The sequence below is a fragment of the Fictibacillus sp. NRS-1165 genome, assembly GCF_050468105.1.
Classification (GTDB): Bacteria; Bacillota; Bacilli; order Bacillales; family Fictibacillaceae; genus Fictibacillus_C; species Fictibacillus_C terrinigri.
Map to the genome: position 1 here is coordinate 1 of NZ_JBDPNU010000065.1, position 23,366 is coordinate 23,366.

A 23,366-nucleotide genomic window follows, 5' to 3' on the forward strand; every position below is an offset into this window, starting at 1 on the left:
TTGACATGAGTAGAATCAATTGGAGGAGCTGGCTTTCTCTGGAGTTTTAAAGTTCGCTGTTATTTGTACTGATCAACATCAACACCGCAAAAATGGACAAAATCCGCTTCATTTTAATCCCCCTTTGAATTTTCTGACTATTCAAATAAAAGTATAAAGGACAAGAGTGGCCGTGCCTATGAACCAAAAGGACGATTTGACACTATACGCCTTTATACGACTTTTATCTTAATGGAGATTTACTTTGCTGGTACTAATGAAGTGTGAAAGGTTAGACCTTACCCCTGATTTCAGTCATTTTTCCGCTTATGAACTACTGCTTATTGGGAAATAAATAGACAGACTGATAAAGAAAGGAGTACATGCTTTGCTGACTTTAATCCTCAAGCTTACGGTTTCATTTTTTGCCGTCATGAATCCCATCGGTAATATTCCAATATTCATATCTCTTACCAGCGGATATTCTCGTAAAGAAAAACACCGCACCGCAAGAAAAGCAGCTATTATTTCATTTATCATTCTTACGGTCTTTCTTCTTTTAGGGAATCTGATTTTTTCGTTCTTCGGGATCACGATCCATGCCTTTCGAGTGGCGGGAGGGATATTAATCTTTGGAATCGCTTATAACCTGCTCCATGCAAAAACATCAAAAGCGCAAAGCCTTCATCACCAGGAACAAAGGGAGGCTGAATTAAAGGACGATATATCCATAACGCCTCTTGCGCTGCCAATCATCGCAGGCCCTGGCACCATAGCAAGTGTGATGGCGCATACTTCTTCCCATTCTCTTAAAAATCTAGGGAGTGTCTTTATAAGCTATACCCTTGTACTGGCAGCCACCTTTATCTTCTTTTATTACTCTACCTCTATTATTGCAAAGCTTGGAGAGAATGGTTTGAATGTCATTTCCCGCCTAATGGGGCTTATACTTGCAGTCATGGCGATCCAAATGATCGCAGAAGGCGCCTATGGATTATTTCTGCACTTGAAATAAACAAGGGAGCATAGAAGGCTCGATCAAAGCCAATGTTAAACAAAAATATTTTTATTACTTGATGCAAAAATATTTACAGGACTTACCTCCACATGGTAATTTAATATAATGTGTGAGTTAAGAGATACTCCATCTTGAGTAAGAAAAAAAGTTAAAAATCAATCGGGGACAAAGTGGGGACGAGTCGGGGACAATTGCAATTTGATGTCCCAAGGGATGGCTGCACGCAGCTGTCTTTTTTTATGTCTGACGAGATTTGAACGATTATTGAACAGTATAAGAACATAATGTGACATTTATCACAAACTAGTGTTAGGTCTGTTAAAATAGAGACATAATATATGATAGATATGAAAAGATGGTGATCTTATGGGTGAAAATGCTGCTCCAAGCATTTTAAAAGACTATATACAAATAACAAAGCCGGGTATTATCTTTTCTAACCTCCTAGGTACAATTGCTGGCTTTTGCATCGGTGCGAGGAACCTCTCTTCAAGCCTCAGCTTATGGGAGCTTTTCTTCTGGACCGTTTTCGGAACGGTTTTTGTCATCGGTTCGTCGGCCATTGTGAATAATGTTTACGATGCGGATATCGATAAATACATGGAACGGACAAAGAACCGGCCGATTACCAATGGAAGAATACCAAAACGGAACGCAATCTTAATGTCGATTATTCTTATCGTAATCGGTGAGGCTATTTTAGGTTTCATGGTGAACCCCCTTGCTGCACTTATTGGGTTCATCGGCTTCATTTTCTATGGTTTTGTTTATACGATGTCCAAAAGGGTAACAGTGGTTAATACAGAAATCGGATGTATTTCAGGTGCTACACCGCCGATTATCGGTTATACAGCCGTAACTGGTAACTTTGATCTGATTGCGCTGCTTTTATTTGTGTTCATGTTCGCATGGCAGCCGCCGCACTTCTTCGCTCTCGCAATGAAACGGGCGGAAGAGTACCAGAGCGTAAATGTTCCGATGCTGCCGAACAAAGTGGGCTTTAAGCAAACGAAGGTTCATATTTTAATCTATACTGTATTCGCTGTAGCAGCTTCCCTTCTCTTGTACTTCTTTAATGTACTGGGAGTCTGGTATTTAATCGTAGCGGGTATTTTAGGAGCGGTTTTCCTTTACCGTGCGATGCAGTCCTTTAAATACAAAGAAAAAGAAACGGAAATTGCGTGGTCTGGCCGAATGTTTAAATTCTCCATTATGTATCTAACGCTCATGTTTGTAACCATGATGTTTGCTCCAATTTTCAGCTGATTGCTAAAGTATAAAATAAACCCCAGTGAAAAGGTGCCAGGCACCATCTCAGCTGGGGTTTTTTTAATGGCTGATTTCTTTCGTTGTTGAGGGAATTGGCTTTGATTTTATGAAAGGTGACCAATTTCTATCGGCGACAAAACACAGTATTTCTGCCAATAGGATGGCAGCCAGCACGTCGAGGACAACATGCTGTTTAACCATAAGAGTGGAAACGATAATGATCACGGATAAGCAAGTAATCACGCTCCTGTTCCAGATTGTCGAGAACGGCGCCCTTCGAATCACACGACTCAGCAGGTAGCTGGAAAAGCAGTGGATGCTTGGAAAACAATTATAAGGGGCATCCATCGCGTAGACCCAGTTTACAAGAGATCCCAAAAATGAAGAACCAGAAACGAAAGGGCGAGGAACGGTAGTCTGAAATACGTTGTAAACGGTATAGCAGATCAGCAGGCCTGCAATGTATACAAAGAGTGTCTTGAAGTACGTTTTCTTATCTTTGAAATAAAAATAAATCAAGGTTCCGTAAATATATAAAGTCCACAATAGGTAAGGGATAATAAAAACAGCTGAGAATGGTACATGCCTGTCAACAGCTGTTGATAGGATATGCACTTCGCTTCCCGGGTGGTTGACCCAATCATACATCAAGGAGCTGATCGGCAATAATCCTAAAGAAAGCAGCGGGTAAAGATTTTGCAGCGTTTTTTTCATAATTTCCTCCATGGCAGCTAACTTCTTTTGCCATTTCCCTAGTATATATCAGATGAAACAGAAAGTTTAAATGGCGAAATTCGTTGGCTAAATGATAAGGCTGCTGGTTTAAGGGAAAGCTAAAAAAGGTATTTATCCTGTAATCCAGGCATGTTCAGGAGGTACAATCCATGCAGATAAGCAAACCAGCAATTGTTCCGCGTTTTACATTTTCTGAAATTTACGGTCCTGATCTCATTTTTAATCCAAGGCCATCGTTCGCACACAATAAGTGGATCCCTGATTGTCCAGTAAAGCTTGATCTTCTGACGGGAAGCCAGTTTGCAGTATTGGGAAGCATGCCGGTGATCTGCAGCAGGGCAGTAACCACGCAAAAAGCAACAGAGCTTTATGAACGAGCAGGCCTCCAGCTGCGTTTTCCGGTTCATGAATATTCGACGAAAGAGGATTACCGCAGGATTTTCGGCCGTTTAGAAAACGAGCGGAAGAAGATGGTAGTTCAGCATATTCACCCAGAGGAAGAAATGTCATCAGAGAATTATTGGATTGATCCGGGGCTCGTTCAGTACTTAAACAACAAAGCGAATTTAGAAGAGCTGGTTCCTCCCGGGCACGCTCCGAAAAGAAAATCAACTACGTCTGCGGAGCTTGATGATCAATTAGCAGACTTTCCTTTTCCTTGTGTTGTGAAAGCCGCAACCAATGAGGCAAATGCTGCAGGGTTCGATGTATTCATTTGCAGAAACAAGGAGGACATAAAGAAGGCAGCTGATTTCTTTGCCTCCTGTGAAGGGATTGTCATTGAAGAATACTTGGAAATTGAACAAAATTATTGCGTTCAATTCGCATGTACGGCGGATGAACGTCTTCTTTATCTTGGCACTGCGGTACAAAATATAACGAATGACGGAAAATATGAAGGAAACTGGGTCGATAAAGAGTCAGAGCCCGGTGATGAGGTAGTTAAGATCGGCAGAAGAATTATGGAAGAAGGCTGTAAACGGGGTTATAAAGGAATTGCTGGGTTTGATATTGCCGTTACGCCTGATGGAAGAAAGATTGCTTTTGATCTGAATTACAGAGTGAACGGTTCCACTGCGGCCCTGCTTCTTAGAGACAGCATAGAAGAGCATCTGGGGCAAAAGGTCGTTAAATACGTATCCTGGAAATCCATCGGTGGCATAGAGCCTCTCTACGATTGTGTGAAACGAGGAATAGAAGATGGCTATTTCATTCCGCTGTCCATCTATGATGGAAATGAAAGCCCATATGAAGATGCCGATACCCTTATACAAGGGCTTGTTCTTGGAGACTCTCGCGAAGAAGCCGAGCAAAAGGAATCAATTTTTCAGCGGGCAGGCCTTTCCTAACGGTAAAATCCATTCACAGCTCCCCCTCCGTTTTTTGAGGGGAGTTTTTTCATAACTATCCTGCCTGTTTACAGACACAGGGTTGGGGTAAATACTAATTATAAATGAGTCATTGATTAGGAGGCAAATACATATGAGCAAAATGGTGATTGGAGTTTATGAAACAGAACGAGAAGCCATTAACAGTATACAATCCCTTGTGGAACAAGGATACAGCGCAAAGGATATTTCCATCCTTGCTAAAGATGACGGAAAGATGGATCGGGTTTCCGATAAAACGAATGTTACAGAAGAACATTTGGATGAAGATGTAAATGAAGCGGCTTACGGTACAATTGCAGGTTTTCTGAGCGGTATTGGCGGTGCCATAGCGGTACCGGGCCTTGGTGTTCCAGGTATAGGCCCGCTGCTTGCTGCCGGTCCATTTGCATCCATGTTCGGTGAAGACTCGGAGGACGACCTTAAAGAACTTTTGATGTCATTGGACCTCTCTGAACGAACCGCTGAACGCTATGTGCAAAAAGTCGAGCATGGAAGTATCATGGTGTTTTTAGAAAAAGAAGCGGTAAAACTATAGGCGAGGGTTCCAGTAACAGAAAGACCGTGAATAAATTAGTGTGCCTCATGAAACGATAGGTACATAGATGTATTTAGAAGTGAGGGCAGAAATGAAAAACGATGAGAGAGCTGTATTTAGCATTATATTTATCGGGATCTTGCTGTTGAATGTAATGGTTAAACTTCGTAAAAATGCTTATTGGATGAAAATGGACCGAAAAACCAGCTCCGCTTTTTTTTCGTTGCGGGGCATACAGGTTATCGATATTTTTCTGAGGCTGTACTCCATTATTGGTTCGGGTTTTGTGCTGATTCCAGCGACACTCCTGTCAGCGTGCCGATACAGCCAGAAGGGACAGCGAAGGAAAGCGTTATTTTTGGTTGTTAACTTGGCAGGCTGCCGCTGGGTTAATTCGATTTTAAGAAAGAAATGGGACTATCGCGCTCCCTCGACAAAACCGTTTTTTATTAGATATGGATTTCCAAGTGCACATGCGATGAATGCTACGGCAATGTATGGTGTATTGGTCATGTTAACGAAAAGGCTGTCAAGAAAAACAAAGATGATGTTATTATCACTTCATATCGGTTTTGTCTCGCTCAGCAGAGTTTATTTAGGCATCCACTATTTTACGGATGTCCTTGCGGGAGTGGCTTGGGGAGCTGTCTGGCTAGCTCTGATGAAAGCCGTGTTTTATTCTGATCAGAGAACCCTGAAAAAAGATTTGACATGCGAGTAAAGTATGGTTTAAGATAAGTAACATCAACAAAATATGAACGTGTTTCTTATCCAGAGAGGTGGAGGGATATGGCCCTGTGATACCTCGGCAGCGGGTTTTTCATTTAGAAAAACACTGTGCCAATTCCAGCAAGTTCCTTATGGGCTTGGAAGATAAGAAGAGCAGCTCGTTTCCTTATGGATACTTCATCTCTTCTTTCTTTAGGAAGAGATTTTTTAGTTGTAATTAAATATATATTTTTCTTATCCAGAGAGGTGGAGGGATTGGCCCTTTGAAGCCTCGGCAGCGGGTTCCTGTTTTACTCGGAATACTGTGCCAAGTCCGGCAAGCGATGACGCTTGGAAGATAAGAAGAGATCAGCGACTCTTTGATGCTTAGGCCTCTTCTTGTTTTCAAGAAGAGGCCTTTTTGCTGTTTAGGGAAGCGATAGTGAAGGAAGGAGAACGGAGCCATTGATTCGATTTGAAGAGGTAACCAAATTTTATGAGAGTGGCAAAAATAAGGTCAGAGCGCTAAACAATGTGAGCTTTGAGGTGAAAAAAGGAGAGATCTACGGAGTTGTAGGTTATAGCGGAGCAGGAAAGAGCTCTTTGCTCCGCTGTGTAAATCTTCTGGTGAAGCCGACATCAGGACACGTTTTTGTCGGGGAAGACGACATGGCTGGATTGTCTCCAAAAGACTTGAGAAGAAAACGGAAAAATATCGGCATGATCTTTCAACATTTTAATCTGCTCAATGCAAAGACGGTTTTTGATAATATTGCGACGCCGCTTTACCTGCTCGGGGTGAAGAAATCCGCCATTAAGGAGAAGGTGAATGATCTGCTGGAATTTGTAGGTTTGACAGAGCACGGTCATAAATATCCCGACCAGCTCTCCGGCGGACAAAAACAGCGGGTAGGTATCGCCCGGGCGCTATCCACGGATCCGGAAGTGCTATTGTGTGACGAGGCCACTTCGGCCTTGGATCCGCAGACGACGGCCAGTATTTTAAAGCTCTTAAAAAAAATCAATAAAGAATATAACATTACCATTCTCATCATTACGCATGAGATGAATGTCATTCGCGAAATTTGCGATTCCGTCGCTGTGATGGAAGGGGGAGAGGTGATCGAGAAGGGGAGCGTTTTTGATGTGTTTGCGAAGCCTCAAACGGAGACGGCAACGCGCTTCGTCAGTTCGGTTCTTCAGGATGAACTTCCTGAATCCCTGAAAGTCCTGCTTAAGAAGCAGGACCGCAATCATAAGATTTTCAGGATCGTCTTTACCGGAGCTTCCACCGGCCAGCCGCTGCTCTCGCAGATCGCTAAAAAATTCAACGTGGATGTCAGTGTACTGTACGGCCATGTCACAGAACTTCAAGACGTGCCTTTCGGAAATCTTGTTGTCCAATTGATTGGTGACGAACAGGAAATCAGAAGAGCGATCTTTTTCGTGAACCAAAGCGAAGTACAAGTTAGGGAGGTTGCATCTCATGCAAGTTGATTGGAGTACATTTTGGGTCGACATTTTAAATGCAGCCGGTGACACATTAACAATGGTCGGTTTTTCCCTTTTGTTCTCGGCTGCCATCGGGATTCCGCTTGGCGTCGTGCTCGTAGTTACGAGGAAAGGTCACATTCTTGAGAACCTGGCTGTCTTTAATATTTTAAATGCGATTGTAAACGTATTGCGTTCGATACCGTTCATCATCTTAATGGTGGCGATTATCCCGTTTACAAGATTTATCGTCGGTACTTCCATCGGGACATCCGCCGCGATTGTACCATTGATTGTATATGCCGGCCCCTATATCGCAAGGCTCGTGGAAAACAGCCTGCTTGAGATCGATCCGGGTATTGTCGAAGCCGCAGAAGCGATGGGGGCTACACCTTGGCAGACCATTTTCCGCATCCTACTGCCGGAAGCATTCAGCTCACTAATCCTGTCGTTTACGATTGCTACGATTGGTTTGGTGGGTGCTTCAGCGATGGCAGGGGCTGTCGGGGGCGGAGGCCTTGGTGATCTGGCCATTGCCTATGGCTATCAGCGATTTGATACAGACGTCATGATCGTCACTGTCGTTCTGCTCGTCATCCTTGTACAAGGGCTGCAGAGCGCAGGAAACATATTGTCCAGAAAAATTAGAAGAAGATAAAAAGAGAAAAAGGGAGTAGGGAAATCTTATGAAAAAATATTCACTGATCATTTTAGTCATCGGGGTTTTAATGTCGGCATTCTTGAGCGGGTGCAGCGGCGGAGATGAAAAAGGGCTTGAAAAAGTAAAGATAGGCATCAGCGGCTCTGACAGCGACGTGTGGAAGTATATTGCTCAAAAAGCTGAAAAAGAAGGCATCGATTTGGAAATCGTAGAGTTTTCCGATTATGTCCGACCGAATCAAGCATTGGCTGATGGAGATATTGACGCCAATGCGTTTCAGACGATCTCTTATTTTAACGCATTTAAAAAAGAACATAAACTGGATTTAGCACCGATAGCAACTACGGTCATTGCACCGATGGGCGTTTATTCCCAAAAATACAAAGATGTTAAGGATATCCCGGCTGGATCAACGATCGCACTACCTAATGAAGCGACGAACATGGGGCGTGCCCTGCTTCTGCTGCAGAGTGCAGGACTCATCAAACTGGAAAAGAATTTTGATGGAAATGGTGATCTGAAAAAAGTGGTGGAGAACAAAAAACAATTGAAGCTTAAACCGGTAGTTGCCGGCCAGACACCGCGTGTGCTTCCTGATGTGGCTGCTTCAATCATAAACAATGGCGTGGCTGTTGATGCCGGAATGAATCCGAAGAAAGACTCCATCTTCCTTGAAAGCAAGACTGCAAAGCCGTATATCAATATCATTGCAACCAGAACAGAAGATAAAAATAAAAAGTCACTGAAGAAGATAGCGAAAATCTACCAATCAAAAGAAACAGCCAAAAAGATAAATGAAATTTATAAAGGTGCAACCATTCCAACGTTTGTGCCGCTAAGTGAAATCGGAGAGTAATAGAGAAAGGATCTGAGAACATGACGGTAATCAGCAGAACTGCTGGAGAAATTCAAGAACAAATCCGTACGAACATTGATGTCAACCGAGTGGCTTATATTCAAACGTCTCACGAGATCCATGACCATCCTGAAATCGGTAATGAAGAAGTATTTGCATCAAGCCTGCTGGCTTCGCTGCTTCAAAAAGAGGGGTTTCAGGTAGAACGGGGAGTGGCAGGCCATGAAACGGCGTTTGTAGCACGCAAGCGTTCCGTTCTTGATGGGCCATCCGTTGCATTTTTAGCAGAATATGATGCTCTTCCCGGAATTGGGCATGCATGCGGCCACAATATTATCGGGACATCCAGTGTAGCAGCGGCCATCGCTCTTGGATCCGTTATCGATGAGATCGGAGGGGAAGTTGCCGTGTTTGGAACGCCTGCTGAAGAAGGCGGAGAGAACGGAAGTGCGAAGGGAAGCTTTGTTAAACACGGTTATCTGGAAGGCGTTGATGCGGCATTGATGTTTCACCCGGGCAACGCTAACCGCATCACTGGAACTTCACTTGCGGTTGATCCGCTGGATTTTGAATACATCGGAAAGCCCGCTCATGCGGCTGCAGCACCGGAAAAAGGAATCAATGCCCTTGACGCAGTCATTCAATTATTTGTAGGAATTAACGCACTACGCCAACATGTACCGGATGATGTCAAAATTCATGGAATCATAACACACGGGGGAGACGCTCCTAATATCGTTCCTGAATATGCAAAAGCCCGTTTTTACATTCGCGCTGCTACGAGGGCGAGGCTTGATGAAGTAACGAAAAAAGTAAAAGCCATAGCGGAAGGTACTGCCCTTGCAACAGGAGCAAAGCTTAATGTTATTGCGTTTCAAAACCAGGTGGATAACCTTTTATTGAACCGATCGTTCGATAAAGTGTTTCAAGAACAGCTGGAGAGTCTTGGTGCACAAGTCGACATTTCGCACCGCAGCGGTTTAGGATCGACTGATGCAGGAAACATCAGCCAGGTGGTACCGACCATCCATCCTTACCTTCAAATCGGCCCAGATCATATAGTCGGGCATACCGAAGAGTTCAGGGAGGCCGCAAAGTCAGAACAAGGAGATCAGGCGCTTATCCTCGGTGCAAAAGCCCTTGCCTTAACGGGTTTTCAGCTTCTCTCAAATGGTGAAGTGCTCGCCGGGATCAAGAAGGAATTCGCGGAAAATAAAGCGAAGGAGCTAGCGTCGGTCTAGCTGACGTTGTTGTTTTGCGTGAATTGAGGATAATTGACCGAACAATGAATAATTGAACCAAAAAGAAAATAATTGAACCAAACTCCAATTAAATGTACCAAACTCACTATTGAGACTTCTTCGCAACAGTTTTCACAGAGCTCTCCATCTGCTGGAGGGCTTTTTTTCTAGCAATCATTTTTCTTTTTAGGCTGCCGAATGGTACCATACAAACAAGGAGGCGGTACATATGGTAAAAAGCATTTCTGATACGGCTGTATTGCATAACGGCGTAAGGATGCCGTGGCTGGGTCTGGGCGTATATAAAGCAGAAGAAGGCCAAGAGGTGATCGACGCCATAAAACATGCGGTCGCTGCCGGCTACAGAAGCATTGATACAGCATCGTTTTATAAAAATGAAGAGGGCGTAGGACAGGCTGTCAAACAGGTGGATGTTCCGCGTGAAGACCTGTTTATTGCAACCAAGGTCTGGAACACGGAACAGGGCTATGAGCAGACACTCCGCTCGTTTGAAGAAAGCCTGAAAAAGCTTGATTTGGATTACGTAGACCTGTTCCTGGTTCATTGGCCGGTGTCCGGCAAGTATAAAGAGACGTGGAAAGCACTAGAAACTCTTTACAAAGAGGCTAAGGCAAAAGCGATTGGTGTTTGTAATTTTAAAATTCACCATCTGGAGGACCTCATGAAGGATTGTGAGATTAAACCGATGGTCAATCAGGTGGAGTTCCATCCCCGCCTTACACAAAAAGATCTGTTGGCTTTCTGCAAGGACCAGGGCATTCAAGTTGAAGCCTGGAGACCCTTGTTAAAGGGTGAGATCTTTGATGAGCCGATCCTGACAGCGCTGGCAGATAAGCATAATAAAACAGTGGCACAGGTGATTCTTCGCTGGGATCTTCAGAATGGAGTAATTACAATTCCTAAATCAGTGAATGAAAACCGTATTAAGGAAAACGCCGATATCTTTGATTTTGAATTGAGCATCGAAGATATGCAGCAGATCGATTCATTGAATAAAGATCTTCGAAACGGTCCAGATCCGGACGAGTTTTAAGAAAAGCTTGTACAATTCAGCTGGCTCAAAAAAGAGCAGCTTTTCCCCTCGATGTAAGCAAAGCGATAGACCTGAGGGCTTCTTTTCGAGCAACCATTCTCAATCCTAGCTTAAGAGTGTAATAACTAAATACTTGAAGTTGTTAGGTAGGATAGTCCTTAGGAAGGCCCTCTGTTATAGAACAGAGGGCCTATTTTTGATTTTACATAAAAAAAGTGTTGCACATTTTATCCATACTGTTATATATTATTTTACAAGATGAATATCTGTTTTATAACAGGGAAGAAATACATGAAAAGGAGGAAAATCATGATGAACTGTGCGAGCTGCCAAGGGAATGGCGAGGAAATCTGCTTGGAATGCAACGGGTCTGGAAAGCATCAAAACGGTAACTGCCCGGATTGCATGGGTGAGGGGTGTGTATGCTGCAGGCGCTGTAATGGAAACGGAATCATTGACTGAACAGGAGGTTAACACGTGGATAATTCAGTAGCTATATCTAAAGAACAATCTGTTACAGTACAGGGGGATGTGGATCATGAGATACTGTCGTCAAATGCCATCGCTTTTCTCGAGAAGCTGCATGATCGATTTCATAATGCAAGATTGCAACTCTTGCAAAACAGAGTAAACAGACAGAAAAAAATAGATCAAGGGGAGCTTCCCGGCTTTTTGTCTGAAACGAAAAAAATTCGGGAGGGCAGCTGGTCTGTAGCACAAGTCCCGGCCGATCTTCAGGACAGAAGAGTGGAGATAACAGGACCGGCAGGGGATGCAAAAATGGTCATCAATGCTTTAAACTCAGGAGCCAAAGTATTTATGGCAGATTTCGAGGATGCGAACTCTCCCACGTGGGAGAACAGCCTTCTTGGGCAGGTTTATTTGCGGGATGCGATTCGGGGAGAACTTGAATATACCTCACCGGAAGGAAAAGAATATCGCTTAAATGAGAAAACAGCGGCACTTGTTGTACGGCCGAGGGGTTGGCACCTGGAAGAGAAGCACTTGTCGTATAAGGGTGAACCCATGTCTGGCAGTTTAGTAGATTTTGGACTTTATTTTTTTCATAACGCTAAAACATTGATCGAAAAAGGTTCCGGCCCTTATTTTTATCTTCCGAAACTTGAAGGCCATTTGGAAGCCAGGCTTTGGAACGAAGTGTTTGTGTATGCACAGGAAGAGCTCGGAATTCCTCAAGGAACGATCAAAGCAACCGTATTGATTGAGACTATCCTGGCGACCTTTGAAGCGGAAGAAATCCTTTATGAACTGAGAGAACACAGTGCCGGATTAAATTGCGGGCGCTGGGATTATATTTTCAGCTACATCAAAAAATTGAAAAACCACTCATCCTATCTGCTGCCCGACCGTGCACAGGTTACGATGACGGTGCCGTTCATGAGAGCGTATACACAGCATGTCATTAAGATCTGCCATAAGAGAGGCGCTCATGCGATCGGGGGAATGGCGGCTCAGATTCCGATCAAGAATAATCCCGAGGCCAACGAAGAAGCATTGCAAAAAGTAAAAACAGACAAAGAAAGAGAAGCAGAAGACGGACATGACGGCAGTTGGGTAGCTCATCCAGGTTTGGTGCCGGTCGTTCTCGAAGTTTTTGACCGCATTATGCCAGCTCCGAACCAGTTAGACAAACAGAGGGATGACGTCAATATAATGGCGGAGGATCTTCTGCAGCCGACGATCGGACCGATTACTGAAGATGGTTTAAGGACCAACATATCGGTAGGAATTCAATACATCGCAGCCTGGCTGACTGGGCGAGGAGCAGTGCCTCTGAACCATTTGATGGAGGATGCAGCCACAGCTGAAATCTCGAGAGCTCAGGTTTGGCAATGGATCCGTCATACGCAGGGTGTACTGGAAGATGGACGGCAGATTACTTTGGAGCTTGTGGCGCAAGTGACTGAAGAAGAAACCCAGAAAATCAAATCAGCATTGGATGAGAAGCAATGGGAATCTGGCCGGTTCAAAGAAGCAATCACTCTCTTTGAGCAGCTAGTAAAGCAAGATGAGTTCATTGAATTTTTAACATTGCCAGGCTATACCTATATTAAATAAGGAGTGGAATGAGATGAATCAAAAAGAGGCAGCAGTACAAATTCAAGAGAATTGGAAAGAAAAACGTTGGGAAGGAATCGAGAGGACCTATACGGCAGAAGAGGTTGCTAAACTTAGAGGATCCATTCAAATCGAACATACCCTTGCTAAAAGAGGAGCCGCCCGGCTATGGAAATCTCTCCATGAAGAAGATTACGTGCATGCGCTTGGAGCATTGACAGGAAATCAGGCGGTTCAGCAAGTGAAGGCAGGGCTGAAGGCCATCTACTTAAGCGGTTGGCAGGTTGCGGCGGATGCCAACCTTTCCGGTCATATGTATCCTGACCAAAGCCTATATCCGGCAAACAGTGTACCTAATGTGGTGAAAAAGATTAACCAGGCGCTGCAGCGGGCCGATCAAATCGAGTTCTCCGAAGGAAAAACGGACATCGATTGGTTTGTTCCGATTGTTGCCGACGCTGAGGCAGGATTTGGCGGAGCGCTTAACGTTTTTGAGATGATGAAAGCGATGATTGAAGCAGGAGCGGCAGGCGTGCATTTTGAAGACCAGCTTTCTTCCGAAAAGAAATGCGGGCATCTTGGGGGCAAAGTGCTCTTGCCCACGCAGCAGGCGGTTCGCCATCTGATCTCTGCAAGGCTTGCCGCAGATGTAATGGGCGTGGACACGGTGTTAATCGCAAGAACGGATGCCAATGCCGCTAATCTGATCACGAGTGATGTTGATTCCTATGATCATCCATTTTTAACTGGCGACAGAACGGCAGAAGGGTTTTACAGAACAAATGCAGGAATCGATCAGGCCATTGCCAGAGGGCTCGCTTATGCGCCTTATGCAGACCTCATCTGGTGCGAGACATCAGAACCGAACCTGGAAGAAGCTCAGAAGTTCGCCGCTGCCATCCACGAGCGTTTTCCTGGTAAAATGCTGGCCTATAACTGCTCGCCATCCTTTAACTGGAAAAGGAAGCTGGATGACCAGACGATTGCAACCTTCCAGCAGCAGATTGCATCGATGGGTTATAAGTTCCAGTTTGTTACGCTTGCAGGCTTCCATACTCTTAACCACAGCATGTTCGAACTCGCAAAAGAATATAAAACGCGAGGGATGGCCGCCTATTCAGAGCTTCAGCAGAGAGAGTTTGCAAATGAGAAACATGGCTACACGGCAACTCGCCATCAGCGTGAAGTGGGTACCGGCTACTTTGATGAAGTGGCTCAGGCCGTTTCTGGAGGATTGGCCTCAACAACAGCACTAAAAGGATCTACAGAGGAAGAACAGTTTACAATCGCAAAATAAATAAAGTGAAGCAGCCTCGAATGAGGCTGCTTCCTTTTTTATTTTTGATCAGCATCAAAGGGGGCTAGTTATTTCCAATTGTATATAGACAGACCATTGGATTTAGACAATAATGAAGGAAAAAAGGTGGGATAGCAATGTTCGCAGAAGTCAGCCTGTCCTTCTATTCGCCAGAACATTCAACAGCGCTCAGTACATTTGAACTTCCTAAAAAGCAGCTGCAATTTACTGCCCTTCCGCTGACAGCGTTGCAAGCTTGCGATGAAGACGAGAGCCGGCATCCAGTGGTCATTATGTATCAGGGGAAACCCGCCGGTTTTTTTGTGCTCCACCATGGACCCGGCATTTCTCCTTTTACTGAAAACCCGAACGCCCTTTTTATCCGGGCACTTTCTGTTCATCCTGCTTATCAAGGGAAACGTGTGGCTACACGTGCCATGCTGGCACTCCCAGGCTTTGCATCTGTCCACTTTCCATTCTGCAATGAGCTCGTGCTCGCTGTAAACGAAAAGAACTTTGCTGCACAGCAGCTTTATTTTAAGGCCGGCTTTCAAGATAAGGGACAAAGGAGAGCCGGCACTATAGGTATTCAGTATATCCTGCAGCTGCCATTAGCCAGTCCATAATTCCACCGAAAAGTATAGTTTTTATCATGTTTGAGAAGCCGGTTCTATAGAATCGGCTTTTTTATTGATCTTTTTATCTGTTTGATATTTCCATTTTTCTGTGAGAGAATGTAAAAGGTATTTTATGAATATGCTAGAATAGTAACTTTTTGTTCTTACATAAGGAGGGTTTTAGCTTGGCATTGGAGTTGCAATATCTACATAAATCTTTTGGTCATACAAAGGCCGTGTCCAATCTTACACTCACCTTGCCGACAGGGGAGGTTCTCGGATTATTAGGACGGAACGGTGCAGGTAAGACGACGACCATAAAAATGATTCTGAGTCTGCTCGTACCCGACCAAGGGGAGATCAGGTGGCAGGGAAACAAGCTTGATCGAAACCGGGTTTCAATCGGTTATTTGCCTGAAGAAAGAGGACTTTACCAAAAAAGCAAAGTATCTGATCAGCTTCGGTATTTTGCAGAGCTTGAGGGCATGGACAGACAAAGCGCCAATAAAGCGATTGATCATTGGCTTGAGAAGCTGCAAATTCCGGAGCATAAGGATAAGAAGGCTTCTGACCTCTCCAAAGGGAACCAGCAAAAAATACAGCTGATCGCCACATTGATACATGATCCCGAGCTTTTGATATTGGATGAGCCGTTCAGCGGACTTGACCCCGTGAATGCGAACATGCTCTCTGCGATTATTGAAGAACAGGTCAAAAAGAAAAAAACGGTCATCCTTTCCTCACATCGGATGGAACAGATTGAGACATTTTGCGAGAATGTCTGTCTGATGAAGGATGGGCAAGCCGTTATACAGGGCAGGCTCAGTGAAATTAAACAGAACTACGGATACCGCAATCTAACGCTCTTCAACCACAAAGGTATGGAAGAGAAGCTGAAGGAATGGAAGGTGTCCTACGAGAAGAAAATGAATGATTTGCTCGTAAAAGTAAAGGATGACTCTGAAGCCTTTCAACTGTTTAACCGGCTTCATCAGGCGAACCTTCCACTAAGATATTTTAAGATGCTCGAACCTACGCTGAATGAAATCTTCCTGGAAAAGGTGAGATAGATGAAAAAGTTCTCGACCGTTTTTAAATTTCACTTGAAAGAAAATTTGACTTCCAAAGCTTTTAAAATATCAACAGCCATCATCTTTGTGGCTATTCTGGCTTTTCTAGGGTATTCGAACTGGGCAAACAGCTCTGACATCGGGAATAAGGATAAGATCTCGCTGATCAATCAAACAGGCACAGGGATCGATGTTAAAGCAATAAATAAAACGCTTGAGGAAACAAAGCTGAATGAAGCCGGCGAAAGCGAGGAAAAAAGTTTAAGAAAGAAGGTAGAGCAAGGAGATCTTGACGGAGTTTTACTTGTTAAAGAGCAAAAAGGTGTTCCGGCTCTGACTTATATTTATAAAAACTTCCCAAATAATGAAGCGGTACCAGTCGTCTCTCAGGCTTTGCAGCAAGCTTATATCTCTAATACGATCGCAAAAAATAAAATCGATGCGGAAATCGCTGCGTCTTTGCTGGCAACAGTTCAAGTGAAGGATGAAGTGTTAAAGGATACCAGCAACACATTTGGCATCGTGTATGTGTTTGTATTCTTTATGTATATATTTATTATTGCATTCGGCCAAATGATTGCAACGGCGGTGGCTGCGGAAAAGTCTTCCCGCGTTATGGAAATCATGATTCCTAAAGTAAAGCCGATCATGATGATGTATGCCAAGATTGCGGCGATCCTGACAGGCGCCATCGTACAGATCGCCTTCATCGTGCTAGCGGGAGGTATCGCGTACTTGGCAGGCTGGTTTGATGCCAATCAATTGTCCATCTTCGGTGCGGCCATCGATCTTTCAAATCTATCACCTGGTGTCATCGCAGCTTTCATTGCTTATTTTGTTTTGGGCTATTTATTATACGCTATGCTGTATGCAGCTGTCGGGTCAATGGTAAGCAGGACAGAAGACTTGGGCTCATCCCAGTTTCCGATCATTATCCTGATCATGGGAGCATTCTTTATCGGTATGCGTTCACTGTTTGATCCTTCCACCACACTTGTTGTCGTCAGCTCTTATATTCCATTCTTCTCACCGATCGTTACATTTTCACGAATCGTAGCGGGAGAAGCGGGAGCGATGGAAATCAGTATTACGATTGCCATTCTGCTTGTTTCATTGTGGATCATCAACCGGATTGCGGGACGAATTTATGTGCACGGTGTGATGCATTATGGCGGAAAAGTGAAGTTGAAAGATATGATTCAAGTCGCTAAAAATAGATAGAGAGAAGCCGGATCTTGAAATCCGGCTTTTTTTATTTAGCAAGCCTTACGACAGCGAGAAGGCTGAAGGAACCGCTCATCCGTATTCTGCCGGCTTGTTCTGTTGATGCATACAACGTATACCGGGCAACCTCCACGTTTTCAGTCAGTTCCTCCGAGCCAGTGACGGTCGCTGTACTTTGCTGCTGAAGGTCTTGAGTTGTCTGAGAGCTTTGGGCTATAACAGCTTCTTGATTGCGTCTGACGGTGAGTGTGATGGTAGCTGATTCACACGGGAAACCCGCCGTCCACCCTGCTGATGCATTGATTTCTACCCTATCCCCTTTAGAGAGCTGGATAAATTGGACGTAAAGAAGTGGAACCTCTTCATTGTCTGGGAGAAAATCGCTCGGGCTGTTCAGGTCAGCTTCCTTGTTAATCGAAAGTTTTTTTTGGAACGTACTGTATTTTTTAGCATCCGTTGTTCGGTCGCCAAAATTAAATTTCATCGGTTTCCCTCATTTTTAAATGGTATGAATTATGATATGCGGTATATGGGACAGAGGCTTGGACGGAGGGCGTGGCTGAGTGCAGTACATCAAGCAAAGAAAAACCCCCGATTTATTGGGGTGGAGTGGTTGGGGAACACCCGTTGTAGTCCTTGGATAACATAAACAGGCGGAATTGTTTGTGGAAAATAACGGCGAAAAAGTATACGTTCGATTCCTTCTTCTTCAAAGTGGAAAAGCATTGAAGTGAAGAATATTAAACTTAACGATAATGAAATGGTGAAGGTCGAGAGTTACGTTAAAGGAAACAAAGCATCAAGAATGAAAAACACCCCTGAACACAACACGATTTGGCTGAATTCAGGGTTTTGTTTCGCATTCTTCCGTTATTCCATATATGGAAAGTGATTTGACCAGCTGACGTTTATTTTTTTGAAATAAAAGGAATAGATACGGGTGCAGGAGTGCTTTAAAACAGACGTCCAAAAGGAGTGAAGCAATTGTCTGCTAAAAAAGTATTAATGGTCGCAACGAGCCATGATAAAATTGGTGATCAAAAAACGGGACTTTGGCTGGAAGAGTTGGCCGTTCCATACAATGAATTCAAAAAACAAGGATACGATATTAAGATAGCCAGCATTGAAGGCGGAGAAGTGCCGCTTGATCCCAGCAGCCTTCAAGGAAATATTGATGAATTTGAAGAAGCCAAAACACAGCTGAATGATACGCCAGCGCTAACGAGGGAGGACGCGCACGGCTATGATGCGATTTTTCTTCCAGGCGGGCATGGCGCCGTTTTTGATTTTCCCAACAGCAGAAATCTTCAGGTGGTAGTTTCCCAGTTTGCACAAGGGGACAAAGTCATTGGCACTGTTTGCCACGGTCCAACAGGACTCGTTACAGCCGCCTATGAGGACGGAACACCTATTGTGAAAGGGAAGAAAGTATCCGCATTTACTGATTCTGAAGAAAGGGAAATGAAACTTACGGAAGAAGTGCCGTTTCTTTTGGAAACAAGGCTGCGTGAACTTGGTGCAGAATTTGTAAATGGCGATAACTGGGCAGATTTTGCGGTCGTGGATGGTAAGCTTGTGACTGGACACAATCCGCAATCCAGCCATAGTGTCGCTCGTAAAGTCATTGAAGTGCTGGAAAGCTGATTGAAAATACCGGGTGCTGAGGGTGAGTGTAAGAAAATCTCCTCAGCACTTTTTTTTTTGAAAAATGTGCTCTGCTCTTTTTACTTTGTAAAAAAGCTCGGCACCTATTTTTGTGGGAAGGTAGGTGAACATTGATGCACTTTGGCAGGGAAGGAATAAGATGGTATGTACAAAGGAGGAGTAATTTTGAACATAGACAAAGATTTAAAAGCAACAACGTATTCGAGGCCATCTGCTCCAACACCTGAGAAAACAGGTTCTCATCACCATCATCATTATTATCTATTATGCCAGCAGTTTGTTGGACAACATATTGAGCTTGAGATGATCGATGTTAATATATATCACGGCAGGCTCCATACGTATGATAAAGAAAATATGTATATGGTCATGCCGATGAGGAGAGATGACTCAGAAGACAGCCGCTTGTTTCCAATCCTAGCAGGAGGAGTATCTCCTGGTTACGGACTCTATGGCTTTCCGTTCGATGGCATTCGGCGTTTCAGGCCTTTTTGGTAAAATTTCATCTGTTTTTTACTTAAATGGAGGTTAAGCAATGAGGAATTGGCTGTTCGCTGGTGTTGCAGTTGCTGTTATAATTGTTTTCATCGCCTGGATGACTGATCGTTGGGTGTTCATATTAGAAGTCGCTGGTCCATTAGGCTTTGGAGCATTTATGTTATCAGGCATTATGCTTTGCCTCTTTTTAGATGGTCAGATCGTAAGGAATCTCACAAAAAAGAAAAGACGGATGGAATGCAAAAGTGATTATTCCTTTCATATTTTGTTATTCGGACTGCCCAGCGCTGCAGCGGCCGTTCTATATCTAATAAGGTAGAATACAGGATTAAACGCATAAAGGCCGTTTATCAGGATGTTGTAAATCTGATAATCGGCCTTTGTGCTTTTGCTGATTCAGTTTTTCTGCTTTTGTTTTTGTTTTCCTTGTTCTTAAATCAATAAGCGCATAGCTGCCCCGGTCGTCCAGAGGGTTTCTTCTGCCTTCTCTAATGAGTCGTTCTCTTTGTTTTCGTGCCTTGCTCTTACTGATTGTCAATCACTCCTTTCCTCTATTATACGATAAATAAAACAAAAATGATTCAGCAGCCATTCGACAGCTCCAAACATTTTCCGGGAAATAATTCATTTTTTATGTCATTTTCTATCAAAGGAGCCGGAAAAGAGCGGGCATTACTGCATCCGTCAAATTAATAAAAAACTGCACCTCAATCCCTTAGTCTAGCAATCAGAGTGCAGTTTAACTCGTACTTCTGATTTTTGGTTGTTTGTTATTTGATATACATCATACGGCTGGTCATCGTCATTCCTGCAGGATATTTAAAGCCGATCACTATCCAGGAAATGAATAGAGCAAAGGACAGAAAGATAAATACAACCAAGAAGCTGTTCCAGACGAGTTTACTTTTTTCTTCTTTAAATTTATATTCGATATGCCATTTGCCATTCCCCATTCCGAGTGTGTCTTTTACATTTTTGCCATCCGTGGAGAAGACATAATCGGGAGCTTGTTTATTTGGCTTTCCTGCTCCTTGTTGATCTGAAAAGACGGCCAAGTATTCCAATCCTTTAATTTCATCAGCCATCGAGGAGATTTTTTCTTTTACAGCAGGGGTAAGAGACTTGGCATCCTGACTGTCCAACAGTTCAAATATCTCATTCGGATTGTGTGAAAACAGTGTCGTACGTTTATAATCCTGCCACATGAAAATTCCAAAAATGAGTACGCTGGCTGTTATAAACAGCACAGTAAGACGAAGCAGCAGCCGTGCAGGACCAGCCATTTCCCTTTCTTTTTGTTTTTTCTTTTTTACATAATCCGAAAGCACAATGACTTTTTGATCCTCATCAGGCATGGCTTATTGTCCCTCCTTTTATTATGGTGTATCAGATCAGCGACAATAGACCTATAAATGACGCTGCCTGTTTGTTTCACATGAAGAGTTAATTTAATTATTCTGCAAGATTTAGAATATTCCTACGATTATATTGTAGTTTATTGGGGTAAATACTTCATAGGATAGTAGGTTGATAACCATGAATAATTTAATAGGCCGGTGCTTGTGGTAAAAAATAGCATGAAATTTTACCCAGGATAGTACAATCTCTCTAGTACTCTTGTAGCTAGTAATCAGTGTTTGGACACGTTACCATTGAATTATTCAGAACTATCAAACAATAAAAAGGAGGAAATGCAGTGAAAAAGTTCTATGTTCCTATACTGCTGATTATTGCAATGGTTTTGTCGGTTTCCGGCTGCGGGTCCTCAACATCCAAGACCGCGAGCGGTGATGAGGTGGAGCTGAAAGAAGACGGCGTATTCTCATTTGTCGTATCTGGCGAGTTTTACCCGTTCAGCTACTCGGATAAAAACGGCAAGCTTGATGGGTTTGATGTAGCGGTAGGAAAGGCGCTTGCAAAGAAAATGGGTTTAAAAGCAAAAGTGGATAAACAAAAATTCCACGGAATTGTTACAGCGGTAAAGACCAATCGTTTTGATGCTGCAGTTGCTAGCCATACGATTACTCCTGAGAGGAAGAAGGCCGTAAATTTCAGTACACCATATTATTATTCAGGGCCGGTTTTATTTGTTAAGAAAGACAGCTCCATAAAAGGGCTCAAAGACATAAAAGGCAAAAATATTGCCGTTGCCAAAGGATCTACATATGAAAGTGAAGCGCAAAAATATTCCAAAGACATATCGGTTTATGACAGCGATGTCACAGCGTTGCGTGCCCTGAGTGAAGGGAAGCACGAAGGTGTCATTACAGATACCATTACGGGCAAGCAGGCGATTAAAAAAGGCTTCAAGGTTTCAGAAGCAGAAACGCTTGGAACGAGTGAACAGGCGATCGCTGTTTCCAAAAAGGACAAGAAACTATTGAAGGCGGTCAATAAAGCGCTTGAGGAACTAAGAAAAGACGGAACATTGGAGAAATTGAGCAAAAAGTATATCGAGATCGATATTACGAAAAAACCATAATTCTCTGGAAGAATGTGTGAGCATGCGGCACATTCTTTTCTTGCAAAAGGAGCTGAACCTGTTTGCCTGATATCGGACATTTCATTCATGTGTTCATCGACAGCTATCCGCTCTTTATGAAAGGATTGCTGCTTACCCTGCAGATTACAGTAGTTTCTGTATTAATAGGAACGGTAGTAGGATTGCTGTTTGCTTTCTTTAAGCTATCAAACAGCAAAGTATTAAACGCCATCGCGAACGTTTACATTGCGGTTATCAGGGGAACCCCACTGATCGTACAGATTTTCTTCTTTTATTTTGGATTGGCTGAGCTCGGTATTTCTCCATACTGGTGTGCCACGCTTGGACTCGCCTTGCATAACAGTGCGTATATTGCCGAGATTTTCAGAGGATCGATACAATCCATTAACAAAGGGCAGCTCGAAGCGGGGCGTTCGCTAGGGATGAGCACTTCTCTTGCCATGAGGCGCATCGTTTTGCCGCAGGCATTCCGGCGTGCTCTTCCACCCCTTGGGAACCAATTTATTATCGGTCTAAAAGATTCCTCGCTTGCTGCATTTATTTCTTCCTCGGAATTGTTCAATGTGGCAACCACACAAGGATCACGGACCTTTGAAGAAATGACCTATCTTTTGATTGTAGCAATCTACTATTTAGTGCTGGTTCTTCTTTTTACCCTTTTGGTTAACAAGCTGGAAGGCAGATTTGCCGGTGGAGATGAATAGGAGGTGGAGTAGGGTGGAACAGAGAAAAGTCATGATCAACGTCCGAGATTTGAATAAATCGTTTGGAGATCTTCATGTGCTGAAGGATGTAAACCTTGAAGTGCATGAACGGGATGTTGTTGTATTGATTGGCGCCAGCGGTTCAGGGAAAAGTACGCTGCTCCGCTGTTTAAACTTCTTAGAATACAAACAAAGCGGTACGATCACGATCGATGGAAAAGTAGTAGAACCCGAGAATACGGACTTAAACAAGGTCAGGCAGGAAGTGGGAATGGTTTTTCAGCACTTTAACCTATTTCCTCATAAAACCGTACTCGAGAATGTCATAGAAGCTCCACTTATGGTTAAAAAAGTGCCTAATGACCAGGCTGTTCAAGAAGGCAGAGCGCTTTTGAAAAAGGTCGGACTGGCTGATAAAGAAGATGTGTATCCTTCGAAACTATCAGGGGGACAAAAGCAGAGGGTGGCTATTGCTAGGTCGCTCGCTATGAAGCCGAAGATCATGCTTTTTGACGAGCCTACATCTGCCCTGGATCCGGAACTTGTAGGTGAGGTGCTTGCCACGATGAAGGATCTTGCGAAAGAAGGCATGACCATGCTTGTTGTGACCCATGAGATGGGATTTGCGAGAGAAGCCGCTGATACGGTGGTGTATATGCACGATGGAAAAATTGTGGAGAAAGGAAACCCGAGACAGATCTTTTCTCAGCCGCAGAACCAGCGCACAAAAGACTTCCTCGGTACAATCCTATAGGAAAGGGTGCCAGGCAC

General features: G+C 43.7%; 26 protein-coding genes and 2 riboswitches. Of the genes, 22 read left to right on the forward strand and 4 right to left on the reverse strand.

Features of this window, described 5'->3' with window-relative positions; translation table 11 throughout:
• The first annotated feature begins 367 nt into the window (after nucleotides 1-367).
• Both ABHN01_RS22600 and cyoE read left to right on the forward strand, forming a co-directional pair.
• Nucleotides 368-994, forward strand: a complete 627-nt coding sequence (locus ABHN01_RS22600; protein ID WP_429877403.1) for a MarC family protein — start codon at nucleotides 368-370, stop codon at nucleotides 992-994.
• A 369-nt stretch (nucleotides 995-1,363) separates the two neighbouring features.
• Nucleotides 1,364-2,263 (forward strand): heme o synthase, encoded by a 900-nt coding sequence (gene cyoE, locus ABHN01_RS22605; protein ID WP_429877404.1) that lies wholly within the window; start codon nucleotides 1,364-1,366, stop codon nucleotides 2,261-2,263.
• A 63-nt stretch (nucleotides 2,264-2,326) separates the two neighbouring features.
• Here the strand turns inward: cyoE and ABHN01_RS22610 are convergent, their stop codons facing one another.
• Entirely contained in the window at nucleotides 2,327-2,980 is a 654-nt protein-coding gene (locus ABHN01_RS22610; protein ID WP_429877405.1) for a phosphatase PAP2 family protein, read from the reverse strand.
• Between the two features lie 170 nt (nucleotides 2,981-3,150).
• Here ABHN01_RS22610 and ABHN01_RS22615 point away from each other — a divergent pair, with 170 nt between their 5' ends.
• The 14 genes from ABHN01_RS22615 to ABHN01_RS22680 all read left to right on the forward strand — a co-directional run bounded on the left by ABHN01_RS22615 (nucleotide 3,151) and on the right by ABHN01_RS22680 (nucleotide 17,222).
• On the forward strand, nucleotides 3,151-4,350 hold the full coding sequence (locus tag ABHN01_RS22615) for an ATP-grasp domain-containing protein (protein WP_429877406.1): 1,200 nt from the start codon (nucleotides 3,151-3,153) through the stop codon (nucleotides 4,348-4,350).
• 133 nt (nucleotides 4,351-4,483) lie between these two features.
• The gene (locus ABHN01_RS22620) at nucleotides 4,484-4,927 is read left to right on the forward strand and encodes a general stress protein (protein ID WP_290401679.1); all 444 of its coding nucleotides are present in this window, start codon (nucleotides 4,484-4,486) and stop codon (nucleotides 4,925-4,927) included.
• 91 nt (nucleotides 4,928-5,018) lie between these two features.
• Complete coding sequence (locus ABHN01_RS22625; RefSeq protein WP_429877407.1) at nucleotides 5,019-5,648, forward strand: phosphatase PAP2 family protein; 630 nt, start codon at nucleotides 5,019-5,021, stop codon at nucleotides 5,646-5,648.
• Nucleotides 5,649-5,691: 43 nt separating this feature from the next.
• Nucleotides 5,692-5,807, forward strand: a riboswitch (SAM riboswitch).
• Nucleotides 5,808-5,887: 80 nt separating this feature from the next.
• Nucleotides 5,888-6,000: riboswitch (SAM riboswitch) on the forward strand.
• Between the two features lie 100 nt (nucleotides 6,001-6,100).
• Nucleotides 6,101-7,132 carry a methionine ABC transporter ATP-binding protein gene (locus ABHN01_RS22630; protein WP_429877408.1) on the forward strand — a complete coding sequence of 344 codons (1,032 nt, stop codon included), beginning with the start codon at nucleotides 6,101-6,103 and terminating at the stop codon, nucleotides 7,130-7,132.
• Nucleotides 7,122-7,784 carry a methionine ABC transporter permease gene (locus ABHN01_RS22635; protein ID WP_429877409.1) on the forward strand — a complete coding sequence of 221 codons (663 nt, stop codon included), beginning with the start codon at nucleotides 7,122-7,124 and terminating at the stop codon, nucleotides 7,782-7,784. Before ABHN01_RS22630 ends, ABHN01_RS22635 begins: the two co-directional genes overlap by 11 nt.
• A gap of 28 nt (nucleotides 7,785-7,812) precedes the next feature.
• Nucleotides 7,813-8,643: a MetQ/NlpA family ABC transporter substrate-binding protein gene (locus tag ABHN01_RS22640; RefSeq protein ID WP_290401675.1), complete on the forward strand. Its 831-nt coding sequence runs from the start codon at nucleotides 7,813-7,815 to the stop codon at nucleotides 8,641-8,643.
• 20 nt (nucleotides 8,644-8,663) lie between these two features.
• Entirely contained in the window at nucleotides 8,664-9,884 is a 1,221-nt protein-coding gene (locus ABHN01_RS22645) for a M20 family metallopeptidase (RefSeq protein ID WP_429877410.1), read from the forward strand.
• A 229-nt stretch (nucleotides 9,885-10,113) separates the two neighbouring features.
• A complete protein-coding gene (locus ABHN01_RS22650) occupies nucleotides 10,114-10,938 on the forward strand; it encodes an aldo/keto reductase (RefSeq protein ID WP_429877411.1) in 825 nt (274 codons plus the stop codon).
• Nucleotides 10,939-11,247: 309 nt separating this feature from the next.
• Nucleotides 11,248-11,400 carry a hypothetical protein gene (locus ABHN01_RS22655; protein ID WP_290401672.1) on the forward strand — a complete coding sequence of 51 codons (153 nt, stop codon included), beginning with the start codon at nucleotides 11,248-11,250 and terminating at the stop codon, nucleotides 11,398-11,400.
• A 33-nt stretch (nucleotides 11,401-11,433) separates the two neighbouring features.
• Nucleotides 11,434-13,017, forward strand: coding sequence for a malate synthase A (gene aceB, locus ABHN01_RS22660; protein ID WP_429877427.1), 1,584 nt, complete (start codon nucleotides 11,434-11,436; stop codon nucleotides 13,015-13,017).
• Between the two features lie 13 nt (nucleotides 13,018-13,030).
• Entirely contained in the window at nucleotides 13,031-14,314 is a 1,284-nt protein-coding gene (gene aceA / locus ABHN01_RS22665; RefSeq protein WP_429877412.1) for an isocitrate lyase, read from the forward strand.
• A gap of 137 nt (nucleotides 14,315-14,451) precedes the next feature.
• A complete protein-coding gene (locus ABHN01_RS22670) occupies nucleotides 14,452-14,940 on the forward strand; it encodes a GNAT family N-acetyltransferase (RefSeq protein ID WP_429877413.1) in 489 nt (162 codons plus the stop codon).
• Between the two features lie 176 nt (nucleotides 14,941-15,116).
• Nucleotides 15,117-16,001, forward strand: coding sequence for an ABC transporter ATP-binding protein (locus tag ABHN01_RS22675; RefSeq protein WP_429877414.1), 885 nt, complete (start codon nucleotides 15,117-15,119; stop codon nucleotides 15,999-16,001).
• On the forward strand, nucleotides 16,002-17,222 hold the full coding sequence (locus ABHN01_RS22680) for an ABC transporter permease (RefSeq protein WP_429877415.1): 1,221 nt from the start codon (nucleotides 16,002-16,004) through the stop codon (nucleotides 17,220-17,222).
• A 31-nt stretch (nucleotides 17,223-17,253) separates the two neighbouring features.
• On the opposite strand, the gene ABHN01_RS22685 is transcribed toward ABHN01_RS22680, so the two are convergent.
• On the reverse strand, nucleotides 17,254-17,709 hold the full coding sequence (locus ABHN01_RS22685) for a hypothetical protein (RefSeq protein WP_429877416.1): 456 nt from the start codon (nucleotides 17,707-17,709) through the stop codon (nucleotides 17,254-17,256).
• A gap of 521 nt (nucleotides 17,710-18,230) precedes the next feature.
• On the opposite strand from ABHN01_RS22685, the gene ABHN01_RS22690 reads away from it, so the two are divergent.
• The 3 genes from ABHN01_RS22690 (at nucleotide 18,231) to ABHN01_RS22700 (ending at nucleotide 19,707) form a co-directional block, all read left to right on the forward strand.
• The gene (locus tag ABHN01_RS22690; RefSeq protein ID WP_429877428.1) at nucleotides 18,231-18,869 is read left to right on the forward strand and encodes a type 1 glutamine amidotransferase domain-containing protein; all 639 of its coding nucleotides are present in this window, start codon (nucleotides 18,231-18,233) and stop codon (nucleotides 18,867-18,869) included.
• 186 nt (nucleotides 18,870-19,055) lie between these two features.
• Entirely contained in the window at nucleotides 19,056-19,388 is a 333-nt protein-coding gene (locus ABHN01_RS22695) for a hypothetical protein (RefSeq protein WP_429877417.1), read from the forward strand.
• Between the two features lie 37 nt (nucleotides 19,389-19,425).
• Nucleotides 19,426-19,707: a DUF5316 family protein gene (locus ABHN01_RS22700; RefSeq protein WP_429877418.1), complete on the forward strand. Its 282-nt coding sequence runs from the start codon at nucleotides 19,426-19,428 to the stop codon at nucleotides 19,705-19,707.
• A 9-nt stretch (nucleotides 19,708-19,716) separates the two neighbouring features.
• Here ABHN01_RS22700 and ABHN01_RS22705 read toward each other — a convergent pair whose 3' ends face one another.
• Together ABHN01_RS22705 and ABHN01_RS22710 are read right to left on the reverse strand one after the other, a co-directional pair.
• Entirely contained in the window at nucleotides 19,717-19,920 is a 204-nt protein-coding gene (locus tag ABHN01_RS22705; RefSeq protein ID WP_429877429.1) for a uracil phosphoribosyltransferase, read from the reverse strand.
• A gap of 238 nt (nucleotides 19,921-20,158) precedes the next feature.
• Nucleotides 20,159-20,743 (reverse strand): hypothetical protein, encoded by a 585-nt coding sequence (locus ABHN01_RS22710; protein ID WP_290401663.1) that lies wholly within the window; start codon nucleotides 20,741-20,743, stop codon nucleotides 20,159-20,161.
• A 341-nt stretch (nucleotides 20,744-21,084) separates the two neighbouring features.
• On the opposite strand from ABHN01_RS22710, the gene ABHN01_RS22715 reads away from it, so the two are divergent.
• From ABHN01_RS22715 to ABHN01_RS22725, 3 genes are all read left to right on the forward strand, one after another.
• The gene (locus ABHN01_RS22715) at nucleotides 21,085-21,870 is read left to right on the forward strand and encodes a transporter substrate-binding domain-containing protein (RefSeq protein ID WP_290401662.1); all 786 of its coding nucleotides are present in this window, start codon (nucleotides 21,085-21,087) and stop codon (nucleotides 21,868-21,870) included.
• Nucleotides 21,871-21,932: 62 nt separating this feature from the next.
• Entirely contained in the window at nucleotides 21,933-22,595 is a 663-nt protein-coding gene (locus ABHN01_RS22720; RefSeq protein ID WP_429877419.1) for an amino acid ABC transporter permease, read from the forward strand.
• Nucleotides 22,596-22,626: 31 nt separating this feature from the next.
• Nucleotides 22,627-23,349, forward strand: coding sequence for an amino acid ABC transporter ATP-binding protein (locus ABHN01_RS22725; protein ID WP_429877430.1), 723 nt, complete (start codon nucleotides 22,627-22,629; stop codon nucleotides 23,347-23,349).
• The last annotated feature ends 17 nt before the right edge of the window (nucleotides 23,350-23,366 follow it).

What these genes read in the sequence shown, in the direction of transcription:
- cyoE (WP_429877404.1), top strand. Translation starts at nt 1,364, where the DNA reads ATGGGTGAAAATGCTGCTCCAAGCATTTTAAAAGACTATATACAAATA.
- ABHN01_RS22610 (WP_429877405.1), bottom strand. Translation starts at nt 2,980, where the DNA reads ATGAAAAAAACGCTGCAAAATCTTTACCCGCTGCTTTCTTTAGGATTA.
- ABHN01_RS22615 (WP_429877406.1), top strand. Translation starts at nt 3,151, where the DNA reads ATGCAGATAAGCAAACCAGCAATTGTTCCGCGTTTTACATTTTCTGAA.
- ABHN01_RS22620 (WP_290401679.1), top strand. Translation starts at nt 4,484, where the DNA reads ATGAGCAAAATGGTGATTGGAGTTTATGAAACAGAACGAGAAGCCATT.
- ABHN01_RS22625 (WP_429877407.1), top strand. Translation starts at nt 5,019, where the DNA reads ATGAAAAACGATGAGAGAGCTGTATTTAGCATTATATTTATCGGGATC.
- ABHN01_RS22635 (WP_429877409.1), top strand. Translation starts at nt 7,122, where the DNA reads ATGCAAGTTGATTGGAGTACATTTTGGGTCGACATTTTAAATGCAGCC.
- ABHN01_RS22640 (WP_290401675.1), top strand. Translation starts at nt 7,813, where the DNA reads ATGAAAAAATATTCACTGATCATTTTAGTCATCGGGGTTTTAATGTCG.
- ABHN01_RS22645 (WP_429877410.1), top strand. Translation starts at nt 8,664, where the DNA reads ATGACGGTAATCAGCAGAACTGCTGGAGAAATTCAAGAACAAATCCGT.
- ABHN01_RS22650 (WP_429877411.1), top strand. Translation starts at nt 10,114, where the DNA reads ATGGTAAAAAGCATTTCTGATACGGCTGTATTGCATAACGGCGTAAGG.
- ABHN01_RS22655 (WP_290401672.1), top strand. Translation starts at nt 11,248, where the DNA reads ATGATGAACTGTGCGAGCTGCCAAGGGAATGGCGAGGAAATCTGCTTG.
- aceA (WP_429877412.1), top strand. Translation starts at nt 13,031, where the DNA reads ATGAATCAAAAAGAGGCAGCAGTACAAATTCAAGAGAATTGGAAAGAA.
- ABHN01_RS22670 (WP_429877413.1), top strand. Translation starts at nt 14,452, where the DNA reads ATGTTCGCAGAAGTCAGCCTGTCCTTCTATTCGCCAGAACATTCAACA.
- ABHN01_RS22680 (WP_429877415.1), top strand. Translation starts at nt 16,002, where the DNA reads ATGAAAAAGTTCTCGACCGTTTTTAAATTTCACTTGAAAGAAAATTTG.
- ABHN01_RS22685 (WP_429877416.1), bottom strand. Translation starts at nt 17,709, where the DNA reads ATGAAATTTAATTTTGGCGACCGAACAACGGATGCTAAAAAATACAGT.
- ABHN01_RS22690 (WP_429877428.1), top strand. Translation starts at nt 18,231, where the DNA reads ATGGTCGCAACGAGCCATGATAAAATTGGTGATCAAAAAACGGGACTT.
- ABHN01_RS22700 (WP_429877418.1), top strand. Translation starts at nt 19,426, where the DNA reads ATGAGGAATTGGCTGTTCGCTGGTGTTGCAGTTGCTGTTATAATTGTT.
- ABHN01_RS22710 (WP_290401663.1), bottom strand. Translation starts at nt 20,743, where the DNA reads ATGCCTGATGAGGATCAAAAAGTCATTGTGCTTTCGGATTATGTAAAA.
- ABHN01_RS22725 (WP_429877430.1), top strand. Translation starts at nt 22,627, where the DNA reads ATGATCAACGTCCGAGATTTGAATAAATCGTTTGGAGATCTTCATGTG.